This window comes from Serratia sp. PL17, from assembly GCF_017832355.1.
Classification (GTDB): domain Bacteria; phylum Pseudomonadota; class Gammaproteobacteria; order Enterobacterales; family Enterobacteriaceae; genus Serratia.
Genome location: NZ_JAFIBY010000002.1, coordinates 305,062 through 328,546, shown reverse-complemented (window position 1 = coordinate 328,546; position 23,485 = coordinate 305,062). Strand labels below are relative to the sequence as shown.

Sequence of the window (23,485 nt, the reverse complement as noted above, 5' to 3'; positions counted from 1 at the left end):
GAATACCATGCCAATTGCACATTGGATCAACGGCCAGTCCGCCACTGGCGGTACTCGCAGCCAACCGGTCTTCGATCCGGCGACCGGGCTGTCACATCAGGCGGTCTTGCTGGCTGACCGCGCCACCGTGGAAAGTGCCATAGACGCCGCCGAACGGGCCTATCCAGCCTGGCGAGATACACCGCCGTTGAAGCGTGCCAGGATCATGATTCGTCTTAAAGCGCTGCTGGAACAGCACGCCGATCACATCTGCCAACTGATTACCGCCGAACACGGCAAAGTCCTCAGCGACGCCATGGGAGAACTCCAACGCGGGATCGAAAATATTGAGTACGCCAGCTATGCGCCGGAACTGCTAAAAGGCGAACACAGCAAGGACGCCGGACCGGGTATCGACAGCTGGAGTGAGTTTCAGCCGCTGGGTGTGGTGGCCGGTATCACCCCCTTTAACTTCCCGGCGATGGTCCCCTTGTGGATGTGGCCAATGGCCGTGGTATGCGGCAACACCTTTGTATTGAAGCCGTCAGAACGCGTGCCTTCCTCCACGCTGTATATCGCTCAACTGGCATCGGAGGCCGGCTTACCCCCCGGCGTACTGAATCTGGTCAACGGCGACCGCGAAGCCGTAGACACTCTGCTGCACGATCCACGCGTTAAGGCGGTGAGCTTTGTCGGCTCCACGCCCGTGGCTGAACACATCTATCACACCGGCTGTGGCCAGAATAAGCGGGTACAGGCGTTGGGCGGCGCGAAAAACCACGCTGTAGTGTTGCCGGATGCTGACATCGCCGGTAGCGTCAGCGCACTGATGGGCGCGGCATTCGGCTCCTGTGGGCAACGTTGCATGGCAATCCCGCTGGTTGTCGCGGTGGGGGATGATACCGCCGACGCCCTGATCGCCGGCTTGCAACAGCAAATGGCCAACATGCGAATTGGCGCGGGTAATGATAACCGCAACGATATGGGGCCTTTGGTTACCCAGCAACATTTTCAAAAGGTAAAAAGCTACATCGATCAGGGTGTTGAAGAAGGCGCCCGCCTGGTAGTCGACGGCCGTGAACTGAAGGTACAAGGCGACAACGGGCAATTGAGCCAGGGGTATTTCCTTGGCCCAACGCTGTTTGACCACGTGCAACCGGGGATGCGGATTTATCAGGAGGAGATCTTCGGCCCCGTGTTAGGCGTTGTGCGGGTCGGCTCATTGAAAGACGCGATGGCAATGATTGACGCCCATGAATACGGTAACGGCACCTGTCTGTTCACCCGTGACGGCGAGGCGGCGCGTTACTTCTCCAGCCATATTCAGGTCGGCATGGTGGGGATCAACGTTGCACTTCCGGTACCGGTGGCGTACCACTCATTTGGGGGCTGGAAACGTTCACTGTTTGGCGACTTACACGCTTACGGCCCGGATGCCGTCAGGTTTTACACCAAGCGCAAAACCATTACCCAGCGCTGGCCTTCGTCCCATGACGCCCAATATGCCAGCTTCAGCTTCCCGTCCGGGCAAGGGTAATTTCATTATAGAAATAACGATATTACAGGGGCGAAGACATTCGCCCTCTTTTTCCACGCGTTCCATTTAATCAAGCCCGGGCGACGACATGCCATCGCAATGATCTACTGCATGAATCGCCGCCCGCAACATCACTCACTTACGCGTTGTTCATGGGGTATTGAATGAAAGAGCCCACACCAGAACATAAATTCAAAGGCAATCTCAGCGTCCTCGACGTGGTGATGATCACTGCCTCCGGCGTCACACCGGCCAGCTCTATCTTTGTCATTGCCCCACTGGCGATTGCCAGCGCCGGCAGCGGTGCCTTTATTTCATTCCTGATCGCCGCCTTTATCGCCGCCACCATTGCATTGTGCTACGCCGAGCTGGGCGCAGCGCACCCCAGCGCAGGCGGCGAATACAGCATCATCAAGCGGCTGTTCGGCACCCTATGTGGGCTCCAAACTTACCTGTTTATCCTCAGCGCCGCGCTGTTTGTCCCGGCAGTGCTGGCCACTGGCGCGGTGCCCTATTTAAATACCGCACTGGGCACGCAATTTGACGCCTCTACGGCAGGTATGATCACCATCCTGATCGGCGGTGCCTGCGCCATTTTCAATATCAAGGCCAATGCCCTGCTGACCGGCACCTTTCTGGTGGTCGAGATCGCGGTGTTGGGCTTAATCGCCTGGCTGGGATTCAGCAATCCGCACCAAAGCGCAGACATACTCACCGCACCGGTGATACTCAACCCCGAAGGGGGGCTGTCGCCGGTCTCCGTGCCGTTGATCGTCACCATGGTTGGCGTCGCGCTGTTTTCCTACAACGGCTATGGCGCGGCGGTATACATGGCAGAGGACATGCGTGAACAGGGCAAACCGATGGCGACCGCCATCATGTTAACGCTGGTCATCGTGGTGCTGGTCGAATTGCTGCCCTTCACCGCGCTGTTGATCGGCGCACCGTCTTTGGTTGAAATGGCCAAACAGGCGGATCCCGTCGGCTACGTGGTCAGCCAGTTGGGCGGGCCGACGCTGGCGCGGGTGGTCAGCGGGGCAATTTATCTCTCCGTGTTTAACGCCATCATCGCCATCGTGGCACAGTTCAGCCGGATGATGTTCTCCAGTGGGCGTGATGGTTTCTGGCTACCGCAGATAAACCGGGCACTGAAAAAGATCCACCCGCGTTTTGGTACCCCGTGGATCGCCACCCTGCTGTTCGGCATTCCCTCCGCGCTACTGGCCTTTTGCTCCAACCTCGGCGATCTGACCTCCTTTACCGTGATCCTGCTGTTGCTGGTGTACATCATCATGGCCATCGCCGCGCTGATCAGCCGCCGCCGTGTGCATTTCCATCACCCGTACCTGATGCCACTGTGGCCATTGCCGGTAGTGATTGCACTGCTTGGCTGCCTGTACGTGCTGTGGACAATTTTGATCGCCAGCAGCCTGAAAGACTTTATTATCATTGCCGGTATCCTCTGTTTTGGCCTGGTGCTGAGTTACATGCACACCCGTCAAACCGTCCCGCTCGTAGAACCCTCAATTGAAGGAGAATAACCATGTCGCAGCGCGCTCAGGATTTGGGCATTAAGATCGGCCACGGCGTTGCCGGCCCGCTGAACGCCATTACCGATGTGCCCGGCGTCCGCGTTGGCCACGCCAGCCTCCACGCCGATCTGGCCGACGGCCGCAGCGTGCGCACCGGCGTTACGGTGATTGAACCCCGTGCCGGCCAGGCCCGGCAATCCCCCTGCTTTGCCGGTGTGCATGTCCTCAACGGCAACGGTGACGCCACGGGGCTGGAATGGATCCGCGAAGCCGGTCTGCTCACCAGCCCAATTGCCTTCACCAATACCCACAGCGTCGGGGTAGTGCGTGACAGCCTGATTGCCCTGGAACGCGAAGCCCTGCCCGCCGGCGACAATGCGGTGTACTGGAATATGCCGGTAGTGATGGAAACCTTCGACGGCCTGCTCAACGACATTAACGGATTTCACGTCAAGCCGGAGCACGTACGGCAGGCACTGCAAGCGGCGCACAGCGGATTACCTCAGGAAGGTGCGGTCGGTGGCGGCAGCGGCATGATTTGTCATGAGTTCAAAGGGGGAAGCGGTACGGCATCCCGTCGCCTGCCCGCCGATAGCGGGGGTTGGACGGTGGGTGCCATCGTGCAGGCCAACCACGGCAAACGCGCGTCGCTGCTAGTGGGCGGATACCCGGTGGGTCGCCATCTTGGGCATATTCACTCGCCATTCACGCCGCAACTGCCACATCCCGGCATGGGATCGATCGTTGTTACGCTCGCGACCGATGCGCCGTTGTTGCCGCACCAATGTACACGACTGGCCCAGCGTGCCAGCATCGGCATTGCCCGCACCGGCGGCGGCACCGAAGACTCCAGCGGCGATATCTTTATCGCTTTCGCCACGGGCAACGACGGGCTGCCGCCTGCCGACTACGCCAACAAAGGGGCATTCACCACCCCACTGCGCATGGTCAATAACGATTACATTTCTGAGTTGTTTGAGGCAGCGGCGGAGGCGGTGGAAGAAGCGATTATCAACGCCCTGCTGGCGGCCGATACCGTTTCGGGCAATGGCCACCGGGCAGAAGGGTTGAGCGCGGAGCAATTGCTGACGGCATTGGAAGAAAGCGGCTGGCGGAAATAAGGCCAGAGGCACTGCATACTGCGCCCAATGCCAGAATCAAAGCGTTAAATCGGGCCTACCCTGGTCGACCCGATTTAACACGACGTGAGCCGGTCCGCAATCTCAGGACTCGCCGCCCGGTTTAGGCGTCGGATAGTCATAATCCAGCTTAAGCGGTTCGGCGTAAACGCTGTTCCACAGCTGGCTGTAGAGCTTATCCACGCGCTGGCTCATCAGCGGGTTGTGCAACACCAGTTCCAGATTACGCGAGTTATCCAAATAACCGCCGGTCCAGTTGCTGGTGCCGATCCACGCCGTTTCCCCATCGATGGTCATGATCTTGCTGTGGATCACCCGTGCAAACGGAATGAACCCGCTGCTTGCCGGGGGGATCGTGACGATCTTTATCTGCACATTCGGCACCACGGACAAACTTTTCAGCCAGGCAATATCCGGTTTTTTGGTGTTCCAGTTGGCGACCATCAGCTCGATCTTCACGCCGCGTGCAGCGGCGCTGCGCAGGGCGTTGTCGATCACGGCATAGTAAGGCCGGCTGCGCTCCGGGCCATAGGACAGCGGCGCATAATCCATCACCTGCACCCGAACCTGCTGCTTGGCGGTCGCCAACAGGCGCGGCAGCTCAACCTGCGAGTCAATCACGCCAGCCGGATTGTAAGCGCGTGGGCTGGCAACCAAATAGTTGCCCTGCGGCGTGTCGGCATTGGGCTGGTACGGCAGTGGTGGCACCGGTTTATCCGCGGCCAACAAGGCCTGTGCTTGCCAGTCCTGCTCGAAGATCGCCTGGATTTGCCCAACAACCCCGGCATCGCTGATGCGCAATCCCGTTTCGTGGATATGCGCCAGCGCCCGCCAGTCAAAGTTTTGGCTGCCGACAAATGCCTGTTCACCGTCCACCAGCAGGTATTTAGCATGCAAAATACCGCCGCTTAGGCGCTGATAAGGGATAATGCGCAGTTCCAGGTTCGGGATCGCCTTAAGCTGCTCCAGCGTCTCAGGGGTGGAAATGCGAATGCCCTTCTCTTCCATCAGAAAACGGATTTTCACCCCGCGTTCGCCCGCGGCTTTCAGGTGCTGTAATACACCGTCCAACAACGATCCCTGTTCATTCGCCACGTAGAACTGGCCCAGATCGATACGGGTTTTCGCCGCATCAAACATCTGCTGCCACACTTGCGCAGTGTTGCGCAGGTCATCTGCCTGCAACGCAGTTTCTACCGGCGCGGTATACACCAGCTCGTAGCCGGGGATCTCAAAACGTGCCGCCGCACTCTGGCTCAACATCAACAGACAGCTACCCCATAACGCAGTGTAAAGGCGGCCCAGCGGCCGCCGTGGTTGACGACCATTAGGCATAGCGTGGTGCCTCACTGTCAACCCATTGCTCACGGCTGCCGTTTTCCGGGCGGCTGGTCGGCGCACCGGCGCGGATCAACAGCACTTTCAACAGTTCGTTTATCCGTTCCATGCGGCTTTGCAGATAGTTGTTCCCGACCAGGCACAGCAGCGCGATGGCGATACCCAGCCCGGTCGCATACAACGCGGTGCCCATGCCGGCAGAAACCAGGCTCGGCTCAGACACGCCAGAGGCAGCCAGCGCCTTAAAGGTTTCGATAATCCCCATGACCGTGCCCAACAGCCCCAACAACGGTGCGGCCGTCACGATGGTTTCCAGCAGCCACAGGCCACGCGCCATCAGTGGTTTACTCAACAGGTACTGCGCGTCGATCAGATCGCCGATCGCCTCACGGTCGCCGGCACGGTGCTTTTGCTCCAACACCGGTGAAATCACCGCCAGCGGCAGGCTGTTGCGTTGGGTCAGTTCATCCGGCAAATCGGCGGTGCGACGCACGTCCAGCGTCAGCGCCTGCTCCAGCCGACGCGCCTGACGTTGGGTGTAAGCGAAATACAGCGCACGCTCGACAATGATCACCAGCGCAATCGCCAGTGCGGCATACATCACGTAGAAAATAATGTCGTGTAACAGGTTGGCATTCATCGCTCAGTCCTCTTGTTCATCGTCCTTCACGCTGCGGCCTTGTCGGCCACAACCTGAAGGACATGACGTTTAATTAGTTAAAAGGTGGCTTCCAGCGAGACGCTGAAGGTACGTTCTTCCCCGACGTTGTAGTACGGCGTGCTGGCCCTCACACCGCCATAAGGCGCTGCGTTAAAGGTGGTGGTACGCACCGACGTCAGGTACTCCTTGTCAAACAGGTTGCTGATACCAAAGCGCAATGCCGCGCTCTTGACGATCTTTTTGTCCACCGGCAGATGCACGCCCGCAGCCAGATCGAATACCGTGCGGCCGCCGATCTTCTCGTCATTGGTCAGGTCGCCATAGAAGGAACCGACGTATTTGCCACTGACGCTGCTGTAGTACAAACCGTCGTCATAACCCAGCGTCATGTTAAGCAGGTTTTTCGGTACGTTCGGCACCTCTTTGCCGCTGGTTGGCAGCGGCAGACCGCCGTTGCTGACAATGTCGCTCTTCTGCTTGGACTCGGTGTAAGTGTAAGAGGTGTAGTAGTTGAAGTTATGCGGCAATTGGCCGCTCCACTCCAGCTCCAGCCCTTTGTTCTCTACGTTGCCGATGTTCATCATCTCGTAGTCGCCCGCCGGGTTGGTGGTAGAGATCTGGCGATCGCTGTAGCGCATGTAGAACAACGTGGCACTCATCAACATGTCTTGCCGCTCGAAGCGCCAGCCCAACTCATGGTTCCAGCTCAGTTCCGGCTTGGTGCTGATCGAATCCCCCACGTTGTACAACACGTAGTTTGGCGGGGTACGCATGTTACGCGTCAGGTTATAGAACACCTGGTTTTCCGGGTTCAGTTTGTAGCTGGCGCTGAAGTTCGGCAGGAATTCATGGTATCTGGCATCGCGCTTTTCCGGCACGTTATACAGGCTGCCTTTATTGTCCCCATTGCGTTCAACGTACTGATAGGCCAGCCCGCCGACGAAGGTCAAGTCCGGCGTAGCAAACCAGGTATCCTGCAGCCACACTTTCTGTGCTGGCGTGATGGTGTACTGGTTACGCCCCTGCACGGTTTTGCCGTTGGCATCCTTCACCTGATCGGAACCGCCCGGTTTACCCGAAATTTGCTCCGGGTTGCCGTCGTCCTTGATGCCGATAAAGGGTTGGGTCTGTGACTGACGCGCACGTTCATACCAGTAGCCGATATCCAGGCTGTGCTGATCGTTGATGTCCCACTTCAGCTTGGTGGTGATACCCGGGCGCCAGGTCTGGGTCCATGACGGGCGGTAATAGGTGTTGGATTTCAGATTGCTGAGATCGTACTGGCCGGCCTTATCTGAGGTGTTGGACAGCACGGAAGCGGTTTGCCCGTTGAAGCTGCCGCCGTTACCCCAGTAATAATAAGGTTGTACCGTCAACGCCAGGTTGTCACGCAGTTGCAGTTTCTGGGTGAACGACAGGGTGAAGGTATCAAACGGGTTACGGTTGAGTTTGTAGTACTTGTTCAACTGGCCCTTACTGTTGTACTCCGGTGTGGCAGAGTAGTCGTTGGCATAACGGCCGTCCTTGTCAAACTGCGCCTTGCTCAGGGTGTTGTAGTTGATGTTATTCTGGCGGTTGTACTTCATCACCAAGTTGCTGCTGTTGCCATTGCCGTCTTCGTACAGCGAACTCATCTCAAACTTGTCGGAATAGTTGCGCCCTTCACCGCGCCACTTTTTCGCTTCGGTGTGCGAGTAAGAGAGCCAGTTGCTGAAGCCGTTGTACTCACCGGTCTCCAGACGCGCAAAGGTTTTGCTCAGGTTGTTGCTGCCCAGCGTCTGTTTGACAAAACCGCCAAAGTCCTTCGACGGACGGCGCGTCACCATCCCGATGTTGCCGCCGCTGGAGCCGATATGCGGGCCATCAACTTCTGAGGACCCCTGGGTAACGAATATCTCTTCCAGGTTCTCCGAATCGCCCAGCAAGTTCGGGTACACCGCATAGTTACCGGAGTCGTTGATCGGGATACCGTCCATCGACAGACCGATTTGATCGGAGTTCATACCCCGCATGGTGTAATCGACGCCGCTCAGGCCGCTGGCGTCGTTACTGTTGACGTTCAAGCCGGGGGTATATTTCAATTTGTCGATGGCGTTGGCCGCCGCCGGCATTTTATCCATGGCTTCTTTGGTGACGGTGGAACGTGACTTGGCGCTGTCGTCCTGCACCATCATGCCACCGCCCAGCGACTGCCCTTTTACACTGATGGTACCGACGTCGGTCGAGTCCGCCGCCAGCACCGCGCCCGGCAACATCGCCGACATCACTGCCAGATAAATCCCAGAACGATTAAAAGATTTCATTGTTTCCATCCCATAAAGATCAAACTGTTATGCCAGGCGTCAAGGCGCCTGATAATTGAACGTGGCTGAAAATCGTTTTGTTGTTTGCCCGTTGAAAGCGTCGCTTGGAAACGGCTTCACCTGGCTGATGCTTTGCAGGCTGCTCAGCGCCGCACGGTTGAGCAGCATGCTGGAGGCCTTATTCGTGATGCCGGACGAGAGCACTCGGCCGCTGCGGTCAACCTCCAGCCACACCTCTACGTTGCCTTGAGGCCGTTCGAGAGAGGCCTGCCGTCCGCTGGGGTAGCGCTTACGCTGTTCCAGTTCGTGGCGTAGTGCCTGCAGGTACCCGTTTTCGATCGCCTGGGTGTTCACCTTTGGCGCGGCCGGGGCGACCGGAGCGGGTACTGCCGCCGGTTTGCTGACGAATGCTCTTGGCGCGGCAGGTGCTGCGACAGGTTTGGTCTTCTCCACCGGTTTGGCTTTTTCTTTCACCGGTTTCGGTTTCGGCTGCGGTTTTGGCACCGGCTTAGCCTCGATAATCGGCTCTGGGGCCGGCACGACCGGTTCAGGAATAGGTTCCGGCTCTGGTAGCGGGGGTTCGGGTTGTGGCGGCGTTTCCACCGGGGGTTCCGGCTGTGTCTGAGGCTCCGGCTCGACCAAGGCCAGCTCCATGGCAGTTTCGTCATAGCGTGGCTGAATTTTCAGTGCCGCCTGCTGGCTGGCGAACAGCACACAACCCGCGACGATCAGTGCCGGTAACCAGCTGAAAAGGTGACGTGAACGATAAAGCAGATACATGTCACAGCTTCCGTGTGGCGATAGAGACGGAGTAGAAGCCGCCCTGACGCAGGTTATCCATCACCGCCACCAGCCGTTCCACCGCCACGCCTTTGTCACTGTTGACGATAATGGTGGTGGTCTGGTTTTCCTGCTGCTGTTGCTTCAGCGTGCTGACCAGCGCGCTCAGTGCGACCGGTTGGCCGTCGAGCTGCAATTGATCCTCTGCGCCCAGCGTGATGATCGCCTTCTTCTGCGGTTTCAATTGCTGCGCACTGCCGGCGGACGGCAGTTGGGTCTTCAGCCCAAGGGCCGGGATCACGTTCAGGCTAATCAACACAAAAAACACCAGCAAAAACATCATCACGTCGATCATCGGGATCAATTCGATGTGCGCCTTGTTCTTTTTCGGCTCGTTCCAGTTACGCATGGCACTCCCTCCCAAAAGCAAAGCAGCCAATATAGAGAGCCTATGTTTACCTTTTGTTACGCTTGTGTGATCTTATTTTCACAGCACACATATTTTGAGAGAATTCTTTCAACCGGGAATGGGTCAGAGGGGTTATATAACGTATTAATCAGCGATGATTTTTAATGGAATAATAACGAAGTGGCCATTTCTGGACGCGATGACCAAGGTGGATGGGTTGTGATTATTATGACAATTTACCGCATGGCCTCCTGCCGTATTGTCTCCCCAGAAGCGTTTTTAAGCCAAAAAAAAAGACGCCCGAGGGCGCCTTTCTCACAGCGATTCAATCAATCAGTTCACTTTAACCGGCATACCGGAACGTGCTTTGATCGCCGCATCCACTGCGCTCTGGTTAACCGCAGGATCCATCATCACTTTGCCCACAGGCGCAGAGATGGTCAACGGCACAGGGTCTTTCGACTTCAGCTGTTCTTCGTTAGCAGAAAGTGGGTTATGCACTTCAATGTAACGGGAACCGTCTGGTTCAACGCTGGCTTTGATCGGCTCATTGATGAACTGCACGCGCGTACCAACCGGCACGTTTTCGAACAGGAACTTGATGTCATCAGCACGCAGACGCACACAGCCGTGGCTCACGCGCAGACCGATACCGAAGTTGGCGTTGGTGCCGTGGATCGCATACAGACGACCGACGTACAGCGCATACAGGCCCATTGGGTTGTCCGGGCCGGCAGGGAATACCGCAGGCAGGATCTCGCCATCCGCGGCATATTCTGCGCGCATCTTGGCAGTTGGCGTCCAGGTTGGGCCGTCTTTCTTACGCTGCACCGTGGTAGTCCAGTTCAACGGGGTGTCTTTACCCAGTTGGCCGATACCAATCGGCAGCACGATCACCGTGTTGGTGCCTTTTGGGTAGTAGTACAGACGCATCTCTGCGCTGTTGATGATGATGCCTTCACGCGGTGCGTCCGGCAGGATCAACTGTTGTGGAATAGTCAGTGTACTGCCGGCCTTCGGCAGGAAGGGATCCACACCTGGGTTGGCTTCCAGCATGTTGCTCAGGCCCATCTGGTATTGAGCGGCAAAGCTCTCCAGCGGCAACTTGCTGTCTTCCGGTACGGTGATTTGGATGTTTTCACCCACCAGACGACTGTCTTTGGCAGGCAAAGGATAGACAACGGCGAAGGCAGCTTGGCTGAATACCACCAGTGCCGTAAACAGGGTTAGTAACGCGCGAATGCTCATTTTCATCTTCGTGTTGGTTGTGGCCACTGGCAATTATAGATATAGGTTAACTCGGCCCTCTGTACCCAAAGAAATTCTGGTTGCGGCCCAGCGGCAAATGCGCGAATGCTCGGACGCTTACTCAGGTAAGTGGACGAGCTGTACGCACACAGCCAACAACGCTGCAGTTTGAAAGGCATAGGGTATATGACCGGATGCGCATTATATGTGCACATCAACCTAAGTGTGAAACATTACCGGCGCAATATCGAACTTTTTTGTAACCTGGTGCAGCACGAAGGGGCATTTGTGTGAAAACCGCCGCTAAAGTGCGGCGGCTGGCGGTGAGATACGACGAATAGGAATCAGATATTCGCAGCGGATCGCCGCGCCATCTGCGTTACAAATGCCGCTCGGCATGGAATAAAACCGCTCGATATCCTGTCCTGGCCGCCGTATCGCTTTCATCATGGGGATCGCGGTGTCATACAGGCGGGCGACAAAGTTTTGTAACTCTTCAACTTGCCCCTGATAAGTAAAGCTGGCGTAGTCGCCCTGCTCGATCAGTACCCTTTCGCCCTCGGCTCGCTCGTCCGCCAGCGCCAGAGTATAAGCCATCCGTTGCCCGCCGCGCTGTCGGCTGTCGGCCTCCAGGCTGGTAAGGCCGTATACCACTGTTGAGGTTTCGGCTTCCTTCGGCATCATCTGACGCCAGGCGTGCTGACGCAGCGCGTTTTTCGAATGCAGCAGCTGCCCCAGCGTACAACTGCGGTGCTGAGTACAGCCAATCAATTGCATCGCCGGTAACGTAATGATCTCCGCCTGCGGCAATGGCGCATCCATCGGCCGCAGTGGAGGCTGCATCCCCTGCCCTGACCAGTCCGCACTGCGACGATAACAGGCCGGTGGCATGCCAAACTGCTTTTTGAAACAGCGGGTGAAGGTCTGCTGGGAATCAAACTGATACTTGTCGGCGATAAAGGCCACGCCGTGGCTGGTCAGCCGCAGTTCACGTGCGGCGGCGGTCAGCCTCCTGCGCCGGGCGTAAGTCCCCAGAATTTCGCCGGTTAACGCTTTAAATAACCGTTGCAGGTGCCATTTGGAATAGCCTGACTTAGTGGCAATGTCGTCCAGTGACAATGGCTGCTCAAGGTTTTGCTCGATCCAGGCAAGCAGTGCCGTAATAACCTGTTGTTGATACATCGCCCCCCCTTATTGCGTCATTGCGTCAGCAAACGTTGCGCCAGTTCATGAGCCAGATGCTCGCTGGCAACCACCTGTACCGGGTAGCCCCAGAAACGGCTGGCGAAATCGACAAATTCTTCCGCAGCCTTCCGCCGCACGTCGTCCGGCTCAATCAGCACCATGCCCTTCACCCAGCGGGCCAGCGCCTCACGGTGATCGCGCTTCCAGAGTGCGATTTGGGTGCGCTCATCACGATCGTGCTCGTCGTTCTGATCCATACGCCGGTCGCACAACAGCACGAAGGGCTGCTCGCGCTGCAATAAGCGGCTGAACTCGGCAAACTCGGCAGCGGTGTCGTGCGGTTGTCCTGCCGTTGGCTGACGCATCCACACCAGCGGGAAGGTGGCGGAGTCTAATGACATGGCGTGTCTCCTGAGAGTGCTAAAACGAGCGCTTACTTTATCGACCGGGGTGCTAGACCACATTGCACAATCAGGACATAATGTTTTTCAATTCCGCCAAATTGAGAATTATTCTCATGACCTTTATCACCGAACCGCGTGTCGATATCGATCAGGTCCCGCGCGCCATTTTTGCCGTGCAGGGCTCCACCATTGGCAAAGATTGGGAGATCACCCATCACCGGCACCGCAAGGCACAGCTGATTTATACGGTGCGCGGCATGATCCGTTGCGAGGTGGAAAACGGCCTGTGGCTGGTACCGCCACAGTGTGCGCTATGGATGCCCAGCAATGTGCTGCATAACGCCCAGGGGGCCAGTGCCAGCGAATGCTACTGCCTGTTTGTCGATCAGGATGCTATCGCAGGATTGCCAACCCACTGCTGTACGCTGGCGGTGTCCCCACTCCTGCGTGAACTGCTGTTCCAGGCTAGCGGGTTCGAACAGTTGTACGACCAACAGGGCCCGGAAGGACGATTAGCCAGCGTATTGTTGGATCAACTCGTCAAAGCACCGGTTGAGAACCTGCACCTGCCGGTTTCCAACGACGCGCGCATTCGCCAGTTAACGGAGCGCCTGCTGGCCAACCCGGCGGACAAGGCAACCCTCGGCCAATGGGCGCAGCGTATCGGCATGAGCGAACGTTCGCTCAACCGCACTTTGCAACAGCAAATGGGCATGAGTTTTGGCCACTGGCGGCGACAACTGCACGTGGTGCTGGCGCTACAACGGCTGACCCAGGGCGACAGCGTGCAACGGGTGGCGCTGGATCTGGGCTACGAAAGCGCCAGCGGTTTTGTCACCATGTTCCGCAAAGCGGTTGGCAAGCCACCGGCGCGTTATTTGGCAGAGAAAAACGCGGCGGATCGGGCACAGGGCGCCGGGATCGTCATGTAATGCACAGCAGTATGGCAATTGAAGTGCCCGAGGCAGTCGGGCCCTTGCCAGCAACCCCCTCCGGCCCTCCACACTGTGATTTTCACTCAACTCCAGATTGAAATAACTCCCATTCTCAATAAATAATGATTACTATTCGCAAACATAAAAGACCCGGTGCGCCACGACGCGACCGGCAGGACTTTACCTTCAATTCGATGATGAGCTTTCTTGGTCCCAGAGCAACGGCCCTGTGACGATAGGCTTTTTAACTCCATGGAGAGGTTATGAACTCTGCAACAACTCGCAACCGTCGTTTCGGCGGACGTACAGCTTTCCCACTGATGCTTCTCACTTCAATGCTGTTCTCCGCCCCGCTGTTCGCGCAGGGTGAGCCAGAACTGCTGCGCAAACCCGTCGGCAAAGGCGCCTATGAAATGGTGTACAGCCAGGGCGAGAACGCGCTGTATCTGGCCACGTCGCAAAGCCGTAAGCTGGATAAAGGCGGCGTGGTGTATCGTTTGGATCCGCAGACGCTGGACATCACCCAGATTATTCACAACGATATCAAGCCGTTCGGCGCAGCCATTAACAGCAAAACCGATACGCTGTTCTTCGGCAACACCGTCAATAACTCGGTAACCGCCATCGACGGCAAAACCGGTGAAGTGAAAGGCCGCCTGGTGCTGGATGCGCGTAAACGCTCCGAGACGGTAAAACCGCTGGCGCCACGTGAGCTGGTCGCTGATGCCACCACCGATACCCTGTACATCACCGGGCTGGGTGAATCCAGCGTGGTGTGGGTGGTGGACGGTAAAGACCTGACGCTGCGCACCACCATCACCGAAACCGGTAAATACGGTACCGGCCTGGCGCTGGACGCTGCCGCAAACCGCCTGTATGTGACCAACGCCGACGGCGAACTGGTGACCATCGACACCAAAACCAACAAAATTGTCAGTCGCAAGAAGCTCGATGAGTCCAAAGAGCACTTCTTCCTGAACATCAGCCTGGATCCAGCCAGCCACCGTGCCTTTATTACCGATTCCAAGCAGGCACAGGTATTGGTTGTCGATACCCGCGACGGCAACGTTCTGAGCAAAATTGACGTGCCGGAATCCCTGGCCGTGCTGTTCAACCCGGCACGTAATGAAGTCTACGTGACCCATCGGCAGGCCGGTGAAGTCAGCGTGATCGACGCCAAGAGCTACAAGCTGCTGCAAACCATCAAAACGCCAACCCACCCGAACAGCCTGGCGCTGTCACCGGATGGCCAAACGCTGTACGTCAGCGTTAAGCAAGCTTCCAGCCGCGAAAAAGAAGCGTCCGCACCGGACGACGTGATCCGTATTGCGTTGAAATAAAAACATCAGGGCGCCCAGGCGCCCTTTTTATAGGTTAAACCCTAAACCCAACATGCTTGCCATCTGGCAGTTCGATATCCAGTCGCAACGTCCCCCCCATGGCTTCTACATAACGTTTTAAGGTGGAAATCTTCAGCTCATTACCACGCTGCTCGATCGCCGCGACGGAGGGTTGTGAGATACCAAGACTATTCGCCAACGCCTGCTGCGAAATATTCAGCGTTTCACGCAACTCGTACAAACGCGTCTCCAGCAGCATCTCTTCTGCCATTTCCTCAATCCGTTGCCTGCTCTCTGGGGTACGCGAAGCTAGCATGTCTTTTAATGTACCCATTGGTTACTCCTCAAAATTAAGATTCAAATGCTGGGTAAATTGCGCATCTGCAATAGGTAGCATGACTTTGTAAAACCGTTTCTCATTGCCTGTCTTGTCGCCCGCACACAAAACGATAGCCTTACGTTTCGGATCAAATGCAAAGAAAGCACGAATTGGCCGCCCCCGATGCTGAATCCGCAACTCTTTCATATTGGGATACAGTGACCCCTTCAGCGAGTCGACAAACGGACGTGATAGATTGGGGCCACTCCGTTCGAGCATCACCAGTGCAGCAAGAACCTTCTCTTACGCAGGTTCATCTTGCGATGTAAACCATCGTTCGAACTCTTCCGTTGTTATTACCGTCCACATGGCATTCCCTTTTTATAGGCTACGGTCTATAAAAAAGATATAGACTATAATCTATAAACACAACGCCATTGCTGAATTTTTAGCCATTGATAGCCAAATTGCTACACCTTACCCAGCAGCCCGTCAGCTTCCTGAACCACCGCTTTTTTGGTTGCACGTTGGTAAAGGCACAGCGCTTTGCCCGCTTTGTTATGCATAAAAGGCTGCGGGTATCGGCCGGTGATCAGCAGTGCGGAGTAACCGACGTCGTCGCCGTAATGAATAATGTTGCCGGCGGCTTTGGCGCCTGTTAACCCACTGGCCTTCAGGCAGGCCGTTTGCAATGCTTTGTCGCCGTTGGCCCAGGCGGCTTCGGACGACGCCGTCGCGTTGAAGGCCGTAATGGCGGCGACAAACACAATAAAGACTCTGAACATGGATATCTCTCCTGAATAAGGGGGTCACCCGCAGTATATGCAGCCATTTATTATTCAGCCATCAGACCCAAGCCGATTATTTACAGCTTTTTTATTCCAGACATAAATAACGTTACGGCGTTTTTACAGACAGTTTTCAGGGGCACGGATAACATCATTACATCGCCGATATGGCCTCACGAGACGGATGCCTCATGTGTTTATCCCCTGCCCTGATGATGATTTCCCCCACTGTTTTTATTAAATCCGGGGGCCACCATGTATTCTAATATTATTGGCTTTAACCCGTTGCTGGCGGAAATACCTGCCTCGCAGGCGCGTTCATTCCGCAAAGACGTCGAGCAGTATTTACAGCGTTATCCAGATACCGAACACGTCGATATTTATCTTAACGATCTGAACGGCCAATTCCGTGGCAAGCGGCTGCCGGTCGCCGAATTGTTCGCGCTGGATAAGGGCTGTTATTTCCCGCTGTCGATCTACGCCATGGATCTTGCTGGCCAGGTGATTGAAGAAAGCGGGCTGGGCCAGCAGGCGGGCGAACCCGACCGGCTGTGCCTGCCGGTACCCGGCACGCTACGGCCCTGTGCCCGCGATCCGCAGCACCACGCACAACTGCTGCTAACCATGAAAAATACCGACGGCGACGCCTGCGAACTTGAACCGCGCGTGGTGCTGCAACAGGTACTCAAACGTCTGCAGGCCAAGGGGTATTACCCTGTGGTCGCGGCAGAGTTGGAGTTTTATCTGCATGACCCGCTGCAACAGCCTGCTGGCGCCAGCCAGTGCCCAACGCAGAGTTTTTCTGTCGATGCACCAGAGCGCCACCATGCGCTGCTCAATGACATCGAACATCAGGCCCGATTACAAGCGCTGCCGCTAACCGGCATCGTCGCCGAGGCGGCCTCCGGCCAATATGAGCTGAACCTGCACCACAGCGCACGAGTGCTGGAAGCCTGCGACCAGGTGCTGGCGTTGAAGCGCCTCACCCGCCAGATAGCAGAGAAACACCATCAGCACGCCTGCTTTATGGCAAAACCCTGCGCGCAGGCAGCGGGCAGCGGTTTGCATTTTCATATCAGCCTGCAGGACGAACAGGGCAACAATCTGCTGGCCAGCGCGCCGGGCGCGCTGAGTACCACCATGACGCAGGTGATAGCCGGGATGCTGGCGCTAATGCCGGCTTCAATGGCGATACTCGCGCCAAACATCAACGCGTTTCGTCGTTTCCGTCCGGGCATGCATGTGCCATTACGCGCGTCATGGGGGCACAACAACCGCACGGTAGCGTTGCGCCTGCCCTGTGCCGACAGTGCCAACCAACGCATCGAATACCGGCTTGCCGGTGCCGACGCCAACCCTTATCTGGCGGTAGCGGTAATGCTGAGCGGCATGCTGTACGGGCTGGAACATGCGCTGCCACTGCCCCCGCCAGCCTGTGGCAACGGTTATGAAAATGACGACGCGGCAGTGCTGCCGCTCAGCCAGCAGGAAGCGTTGACCCTATTCCAACAATGTCCGGGGCTGCGCGACAGCCTTGGTCCGGCATTTACTGCGCTGTGGCACACCTGCAAGACCGCAGAACTGCGCCGCTTTGAAGGGCAGGTCACCGCAGCGGAAGTGAGCTGGATGCTTTAACGGCATGCTGCGCCCACGTTAGCCGGGATATCCCCAATGAACCACCATGCCGTCGGCTTAAACACGACGTGTACCGGGAAAGAGGACCACCATGAAATATCAGCAATATTCCGCATTGGCTGAAAATACCGAACAACCCATCGTGTTAGATCATGGGCACGTATTTATCTGGCATAAAGGCGCTTTTCATATCAGCACCGATCGCCAGCGGCTGGACATGGATTTTATTCATCGTTTTCTCAGCCATTCACATTGGGCGCAGGATATCGACCGCACTACGCTGGAAAACGCCCTTCGCCACAGCCTGTGTTTTGGCCTGTACCGCAAAAACCGTCAGCTCGGCTTTGCCCGATTGATCACAGACCACGCCACCTTCGCCTACCTGAGCGATGTGTTCATCACCGCCGAATACCGCGGCAATGGGCTGGGCTTGTGGCTGGTGCAAAGTTGCCTGGACCACCCGTTGATGGCCGGATTGCGCCGCATCATGCTCTATACCAGCCAGGCGCCTTGGCTGTATGCCCGGGCGGGTCTTGAGCCTGTCAACTAGCCGGACCGGGTGTGGACGCTTACCCGGCCTGATATCTATCAGCAACCCGGCACGCTTCACACCGCCCCGTCCGTACACTAAACAAGGAACGCACCATGTCTCGTTTGGTTTTGATCTCGAATAAACAGTGTGACAGCAAGGATCTGGCCTGCGCCACCCAGGCCTTATCGCCTGACACCACCAGTGATGACAGTCAAGGGTTGTGGCTGGGCTGGAACGGCGACGTGCAAAATTTTGGCGCAGCAACGCGCCGCCCGATCAGCTATCAGCACCGCAGCGGCTATGAACAGGTGACCTTTCCGCTGTCTACCGAGGAGTTTCACTTTCACTATCAGGGCTACTATCACGATGGCCTGTGGCCGGTGTTCCACAACCGCCCGGAGAAGGCGCATTTCACGCCGGAGAACTACTGCGCATACCGACAACTCAACCAGCATTTCGCCGATATAGCCTGCGAATATGTGTGCCCAAACGACATCATCTGCATTGATGATTACCAACTGCTGCCCTGCGGCCAGGCGCTGAAAGAACAGGGGTTGCTGAACCCCTGCGCATTTTTCTTCCATTTACCCTTCCCGTCAGCGACGTTGCTCAGGCAGATCCCCGAGCATCACGGTTTAATCGAGTCGCTGCTTTTCTACGATCTGATCGGCTTTCAGGCACTCGACGATCGCAACAACTTCCTCAATTATCTGGCCAACGACTATCCGGTAGAAATGCTGCCCGATGACCAGTGGCAGGTTAACGGGCACATCTTCACTGCTGGCATCTTCCCGGCCGGGATTAACACCCGAAAACTCTATTAATCTTTGCCTTCCGCGGCGTACTGGCTTTTCGTGAAAGCCACCTTCCATTCTGCGTATATACCGCTGAGATGAATATCAGCGGTATACCCGTCACTTATATTTAATTAATGAATACATCCGTTATAAAATGAATTTTCATCCTGTTACATATATATTATAAAAATATACGACACTCAATTGATTTCCATTAACTAAAAACCTTACCCTCTCCCTGTATTTTTCCATCAAGGGAGGGCCAATGGACGATGACATATTTAATGTCAGCCTAACGCTATTGAGTATCTTTCAGTAATGCCCTCTACGCTGCATTCTGAAAGAAGCAGAATGCGGCAGATACTCGGTTTTTCATCGATGGCATCCTGCTATGCCAATGATTTAAAACTGATAAATTGCCCATCAAACGCCCCAAAAGCGGATCGTCCACGATTAAAAAAACACAATAAAAATGGCTACAGCCGTCTTTCTCTCCCAGCAATGGCGTATTCACCATGTCAAAAACCGGATTTTTGGGAAAATAAAGGGTCTGCATTATGCAAAATAACCAGGGTATATCTATTTTTAAGAAGTACTATTTAAACGACATTATCGTCATCGCCATCGGGATGTTATTTATAGCCTTCTTCATCCGAGCCTGGGGTGATATGCACAGTGGATTTAATGAGAAGAATACCCCGGCAATGAGTCTCGATGCCTGGAACCTTTTTTATTATTCGCTGAGAACCAGCATGCGTTTTATCATCGGCATGGCCTGGTCATTACTGTTTTCTATCGTCTTTGCGGTACTGGCAGCCCGCTATGTCCCCCTCCGCCGGGTGATCCTGCCCTTCGTCAACTTTATGGAGTCAGTCCCCCTGGTGGGTTTCTTAACCTTCACCACGGTGTATTTCCTCAATCTCTATCCGCACAGCGTAATGGGATTGGAATGTACCGCCATCTTTGCGGTATTCACCGGCCAGGCCTGGAACATGATGTTAACGCTGTATCAGACATTACGCATCATTCCGCATGAGTTGGATGAGGCCGCACGCAGCTTTAATTACAACCCATGGCAGCGCTTCTGGCGACTGGAGTTTATTTATTCGGTCCCAGGACTGCTATGGAATGCCATGGTCTCGCAATCCGCCGCTTGGTTTGCCTTGGTCGCGTCTGAAGCGATCCCGGTTGGCGATCGTTCTATTGCATTGCCCGGCGTAGGTTCCTATATCGCCGAGGCGCTGGCGCAACAGAACATTCAGGCCATCTTGTTTGCAGTGATCGCCTTGGCTGCCAACATTGTCGTATTGGATCAACTGATTTTCCGTCCGCTGGTACGTTATACCTCGCGCTTCAAATACGAAGACGTTACCGCCACTCAGGCGGAAGGCGGCTCATGGTTTTACAACTGCCTGACTTTCTCTTATGTCGGAGCGGCATTCAGCGGAACGCTGCGTGTACTGGCAGATCTCTGGCTGTTCAAATTACCGCGGGTTTGGTATGCGCTGGGTTTACATCATCTGTTTCGTATTGTCGCCAAAGGCAATTGGCTGTGGCGCAGTCTCTGGTATCTCGCGGTGGTGATGGCTTGCGTTTGGTTTGGCTATCAACTGTGGGAATACTTCCCTAAACAGTATTTCAGCATGCTGCCAGAGTGGATGCTGTTGACCACGGCACGCGTCGTGACGGCCATGCTGTTAAGCATCGTCATTTTCACACCGCTGGGGGTGTGGATTGGCATGAATCCACGACGGGTGAAGTTCTTTCAACCGATCATCCAGATCCTGGCGGCCATCCCGCCCAATATTTTCTATCCGCTGATCGCTGCCTTCATCGCTATTTATCATCAGGATCTCGGCTGGTGGGCCATTCCCATGATCATGTTGGGCACACAGTGGTACGTGCTATTTAACGTAATAGCTGGCGTATCGGCCATCCCTACGCAGATTACCGAAGTCAGCAAAACCTTTCGCCTACGAAACGTCAACTGGTGGCGTTATTACATGCTGCCGGCGATTTTCCCCTACATCGTAACAGGCATCATTTCCGCCGCCGGTGGGGCCTGGAATAGTGCGATTGCTGCTGAGGTGATTCAGTGGGGTAGCACCACCCTCAGTACGACCGGTTTGGGCGCATTCATTTCTGTGGTGACTGATGCAGGCAAAAACCCAGAATCCGCATTGGGTTGTACCGCCATGATCGCGCTGGTGGCGCTGTGCATCATTTTCGTCTGGCAGCCACTGTACCGACTGGCAGAAACCAAATTCAAATACGATTGATGAGGTAAGACATGGAAACTCAAAACGTTATTCTCCAGGCTACGCAGGTGACTAAAACCTTCATCGGTGAAAATGGCCGGCCAAAAACCGTGTTGAAGAAGGTTAACCTGACCGTTCATGAGGGAGAGTTTGTCACTATCCTGGGCCAGTCCGGCTCGGGGAAATCCACCCTGCTGCGCATATTGGCCGGGTTACTCTTCCCCGACAGTGGAACAGTCAGCCTGGAAAACGTCCCTCTCAAAGGCCCGGATGAAAGTATCAGTATGGTATTTCAATCATATGCACTTTATCCCTGGCTAACCGTTTACGACAACATCGCTTTTGGCCTACTGGCACAGAGTTTGCCCCCACAAGCGATCGCTGAAAAAATCGGAGGACTAATGAAGTTGATTGGCCTGACAGGCTATGAACAAGCCAGGCCACGTGAACTGTCCGGCGGTATGCGCCAACGCGTCGGCTTTGCCCGGGCGTTGGCCGTGGAGCCCAAAGTATTGTTGCTGGATGAGCCATTCTCTTCTCTCGACATTTTTACCGCGCTTAAACTGCGTCAGGATCTCATGGCGCTGTGGATAGCAAAAAGAATCAGCACTCGCGCCATGGTGATGGTGACGCATGACGTTGAAGAAGCGGTGATGATGTCCAACCGGGTGATCATCCTGGATGCATCCCGTCGACAAATAGCCGATCAATTCACCATCACTGTCCCGCCCCCACAGCGCAATCGGCAAAATATGCGTCTTATTACTGAAGAGATTACGGACTGCCTGTATAAAAAAATCGCGGTATCGCAAGCGTCATCGTAATCCGCCATGTTTATCACTGGCTCAGGATGGGATGATGTACCTACGCTGAGGCTTTGCAATTACTCGTAAACAAGCATGAGGGGGAACACATCAAATCGGTTCCCCATAATAATCCTGAACAACGCTGCCATTATTATTTCCAATTCCGTTTACCTACGGTTTATATTTCAAATAATTGATGGCAATATTCATTTATGAACCAATCTGGTTTACATCCCGTTTAAACAAAACAGGTTCCCTCTCATGCATTAATATTAAATTACATTTTGATTAGACAAAACGACTTCGCATCATTGAACAATGCACGCTATTACGGTTATTATCCTCCCATGAAAAATAACGAGGAAATTATATGGACGGCGACGGTTCGTTGTTTAATGGTTTGTTGAATTTACTGAAGGACCAGGAGCAATAGTCATCATATTGCGTCCTGAAAGTGTCAGGATGTGAGTCCGTTACACCCCTTTTCGCTTTTCCCTTCGGTTTTTTGCTTAAGCGTTCCTGGCTCTGCAGGATGCTTATGCCCTGTCAGCACCCCATAAAACGCCTTTTTTATTAACAGTCCGACAAGCGGTCCGGCATGTTTTCGCCTGCAATTATGGCATTCATGTTCACACCCCATTTGCGGGCAATATTCTATGCACATACTTTTTAATAGATTAAAAAGGGTATTTCATGATCAATAGAAAAAGTCTGCTAACGCTCAATAACGTCAGCAAGAGTTTTCAGCTTGCCGGAAAGAAAAGTCATTTAGTCTTGAGTGAAATAAACTTTAAGATTTACGATAATGAAATCGTCAGTATATTGGGCAAGTCCGGTTCGGGAAAATCTACCCTGTTGCGCATTATTTCCGGTCTCATCAAGCCAGATTTAGGCACCGTCATGATCGGAGAAAAAAAGGTTTCGGGGCCTAATCCACAGATCAATATGGTATTCCAGACCTTTGCCATTTTCCCTTGGCTGACCGTTGACCAAAATATCGCTTTCGGCCTGCAGGCTCAGGATCTCCCGCAGCAAGTGATCGAAACCCAGACCCTGAAAATGTTGGGTCTGGTCGGCCTGACCCCCTATCGCGACGCTTACCCACGAGAACTTTCCGGCGGTATGCGCCAACGTGTGGGTTTTGCCCGTGCGCTGGCGGTAGAACCCATGTTGCTACTGTTGGATGAGCCCTTTTCTTCGCTGGATATTTTTACCGGCGAAAATCTGCGTCGCGATCTGCTGCGGATCTGGATGACTCGGCAAATAAAAACCCGCTCTATGGTGTTGGTAACTCACAGCGTAGAGGAGGCGGTGATGATGTCGGACCGCATTGTCCTGTTAGGATCTGAACCCGGCACCCTTAAAGGCTATTACCACATCAGGTTACGTCGCGAAGAGAGAACCCGCCAAGGAATGCAAGCACTGACAGAGGAAATCAGTGAGGCACTCAGCCAGCAAATCGCCAGCGCACATTAACCGGAAACCGCGGCTTGGCAGGTGTCCTGCCTGCCGTATTAACTACCTGTTTATCAAGAATTACCCCCCGATGGGTGGTTCATG

At 55.0% G+C, this 23,485-nt stretch carries 21 protein-coding genes and 1 pseudogene; 11 read left to right on the top strand and 11 right to left on the bottom strand.

All coding sequences use genetic code 11. The annotated features are described in order from the left end of the window. The first annotated feature begins 7 nt into the window (after positions 1-7). The 3 genes from JOE25_RS10260 (at position 8) to JOE25_RS10250 (ending at position 4,169) form a co-directional block, all read left to right on the top strand. Entirely contained in the window at positions 8-1,516 is a 1,509-nt protein-coding gene (locus JOE25_RS10260; RefSeq protein ID WP_209634773.1) for a CoA-acylating methylmalonate-semialdehyde dehydrogenase, read from the top strand. A gap of 164 nt (positions 1,517-1,680) precedes the next feature. Further along, positions 1,681-3,057, top strand: a complete 1,377-nt coding sequence (locus JOE25_RS10255) for an APC family permease (protein WP_209634770.1) — start codon at positions 1,681-1,683, stop codon at positions 3,055-3,057. A gap of 2 nt (positions 3,058-3,059) precedes the next feature. Continuing rightward, entirely contained in the window at positions 3,060-4,169 is a 1,110-nt protein-coding gene (locus JOE25_RS10250; protein ID WP_209634768.1) for a P1 family peptidase, read from the top strand. Between the two features lie 102 nt (positions 4,170-4,271). Here the strand turns inward: JOE25_RS10250 and JOE25_RS10245 are convergent, their stop codons facing one another. The 8 genes from JOE25_RS10245 to JOE25_RS10210 all read right to left on the bottom strand — a co-directional run bounded on the left by JOE25_RS10245 (position 4,272) and on the right by JOE25_RS10210 (position 12,512). After that, positions 4,272-5,522, bottom strand: a complete 1,251-nt coding sequence (locus JOE25_RS10245; protein WP_209634765.1) for a phospholipase D-like domain-containing protein — start codon at positions 5,520-5,522, stop codon at positions 4,272-4,274. After that, the gene (locus JOE25_RS10240; RefSeq protein WP_209634762.1) at positions 5,515-6,165 is read right to left on the bottom strand and encodes a MotA/TolQ/ExbB proton channel family protein; all 651 of its coding nucleotides are present in this window, start codon (positions 6,163-6,165) and stop codon (positions 5,515-5,517) included. Before JOE25_RS10240 ends, JOE25_RS10245 begins: the two co-directional genes overlap by 8 nt. Positions 6,166-6,242: 77 nt before the next feature. Beyond that, on the bottom strand, positions 6,243-8,489 hold the full coding sequence (locus JOE25_RS10235; protein ID WP_209634759.1) for a TonB-dependent receptor: 2,247 nt from the start codon (positions 8,487-8,489) through the stop codon (positions 6,243-6,245). Positions 8,490-8,528: 39 nt separating this feature from the next. After that, the gene (locus tag JOE25_RS10230; protein WP_209634757.1) at positions 8,529-9,269 is read right to left on the bottom strand and encodes an energy transducer TonB; all 741 of its coding nucleotides are present in this window, start codon (positions 9,267-9,269) and stop codon (positions 8,529-8,531) included. 1 nt (position 9,270) lies between these two features. After that, positions 9,271-9,678, bottom strand: coding sequence for a biopolymer transporter ExbD (locus tag JOE25_RS10225; protein ID WP_209634754.1), 408 nt, complete (start codon positions 9,676-9,678; stop codon positions 9,271-9,273). Positions 9,679-10,011: 333 nt separating this feature from the next. Then, entirely contained in the window at positions 10,012-10,932 is a 921-nt protein-coding gene (locus tag JOE25_RS10220) for a L,D-transpeptidase family protein (RefSeq protein WP_209634751.1), read from the bottom strand. A gap of 297 nt (positions 10,933-11,229) precedes the next feature. Further along, the gene (locus tag JOE25_RS10215) at positions 11,230-12,108 is read right to left on the bottom strand and encodes a helix-turn-helix domain-containing protein (RefSeq protein ID WP_209634749.1); all 879 of its coding nucleotides are present in this window, start codon (positions 12,106-12,108) and stop codon (positions 11,230-11,232) included. A gap of 17 nt (positions 12,109-12,125) precedes the next feature. Next, a complete protein-coding gene (locus JOE25_RS10210) occupies positions 12,126-12,512 on the bottom strand; it encodes a hypothetical protein (protein ID WP_209634747.1) in 387 nt (128 codons plus the stop codon). 116 nt (positions 12,513-12,628) lie between these two features. Between JOE25_RS10210 and JOE25_RS10205 the strand changes: the two genes are divergently transcribed. Then, positions 12,629-13,447 carry a helix-turn-helix transcriptional regulator gene (locus tag JOE25_RS10205; protein ID WP_245209817.1) on the top strand — a complete coding sequence of 273 codons (819 nt, stop codon included), beginning with the start codon at positions 12,629-12,631 and terminating at the stop codon, positions 13,445-13,447. A 323-nt stretch (positions 13,448-13,770) separates the two neighbouring features. After that, on the top strand, positions 13,771-14,790 hold the full coding sequence (locus JOE25_RS10200; RefSeq protein WP_245209838.1) for a YncE family protein: 1,020 nt from the start codon (positions 13,771-13,773) through the stop codon (positions 14,788-14,790). A gap of 34 nt (positions 14,791-14,824) precedes the next feature. Here JOE25_RS10200 and JOE25_RS10195 read toward each other — a convergent pair whose 3' ends face one another. From JOE25_RS10195 to JOE25_RS10185, 3 genes and pseudogenes are all read right to left on the bottom strand, one after another. After that, positions 14,825-15,124 (bottom strand): helix-turn-helix transcriptional regulator, encoded by a 300-nt coding sequence (locus tag JOE25_RS10195; RefSeq protein ID WP_209634740.1) that lies wholly within the window; start codon positions 15,122-15,124, stop codon positions 14,825-14,827. Between the two features lie 3 nt (positions 15,125-15,127). Next, a pseudogene (locus JOE25_RS10190) lies at positions 15,128-15,478 on the bottom strand (type II toxin-antitoxin system RelE/ParE family toxin). A 101-nt stretch (positions 15,479-15,579) separates the two neighbouring features. Next, positions 15,580-15,894: a hypothetical protein gene (locus tag JOE25_RS10185; RefSeq protein WP_209634737.1), complete on the bottom strand. Its 315-nt coding sequence runs from the start codon at positions 15,892-15,894 to the stop codon at positions 15,580-15,582. 258 nt (positions 15,895-16,152) lie between these two features. Between JOE25_RS10185 and JOE25_RS10180 the strand changes: the two genes are divergently transcribed. From JOE25_RS10180 to JOE25_RS10155, 6 genes are all read left to right on the top strand, one after another. Beyond that, the gene (locus tag JOE25_RS10180; protein ID WP_209634734.1) at positions 16,153-17,532 is read left to right on the top strand and encodes a glutamine synthetase family protein; all 1,380 of its coding nucleotides are present in this window, start codon (positions 16,153-16,155) and stop codon (positions 17,530-17,532) included. A 91-nt stretch (positions 17,533-17,623) separates the two neighbouring features. Beyond that, on the top strand, positions 17,624-18,082 hold the full coding sequence (locus JOE25_RS10175) for a GNAT family N-acetyltransferase (protein WP_209634732.1): 459 nt from the start codon (positions 17,624-17,626) through the stop codon (positions 18,080-18,082). Positions 18,083-18,177: 95 nt separating this feature from the next. Next, positions 18,178-18,888 (top strand): trehalose-6-phosphate synthase, encoded by a 711-nt coding sequence (locus tag JOE25_RS10170; protein ID WP_209634729.1) that lies wholly within the window; start codon positions 18,178-18,180, stop codon positions 18,886-18,888. A 530-nt stretch (positions 18,889-19,418) separates the two neighbouring features. Next, the gene (locus JOE25_RS10165) at positions 19,419-21,140 is read left to right on the top strand and encodes an ABC transporter permease subunit (RefSeq protein WP_245209816.1); all 1,722 of its coding nucleotides are present in this window, start codon (positions 19,419-19,421) and stop codon (positions 21,138-21,140) included. A gap of 11 nt (positions 21,141-21,151) precedes the next feature. Beyond that, on the top strand, positions 21,152-21,943 hold the full coding sequence (locus tag JOE25_RS10160; RefSeq protein WP_209634710.1) for an ABC transporter ATP-binding protein: 792 nt from the start codon (positions 21,152-21,154) through the stop codon (positions 21,941-21,943). 675 nt (positions 21,944-22,618) lie between these two features. Beyond that, on the top strand, positions 22,619-23,401 hold the full coding sequence (locus JOE25_RS10155; RefSeq protein WP_209634707.1) for an ABC transporter ATP-binding protein: 783 nt from the start codon (positions 22,619-22,621) through the stop codon (positions 23,399-23,401). Positions 23,402-23,485: the final 84 nt, after the last annotated feature.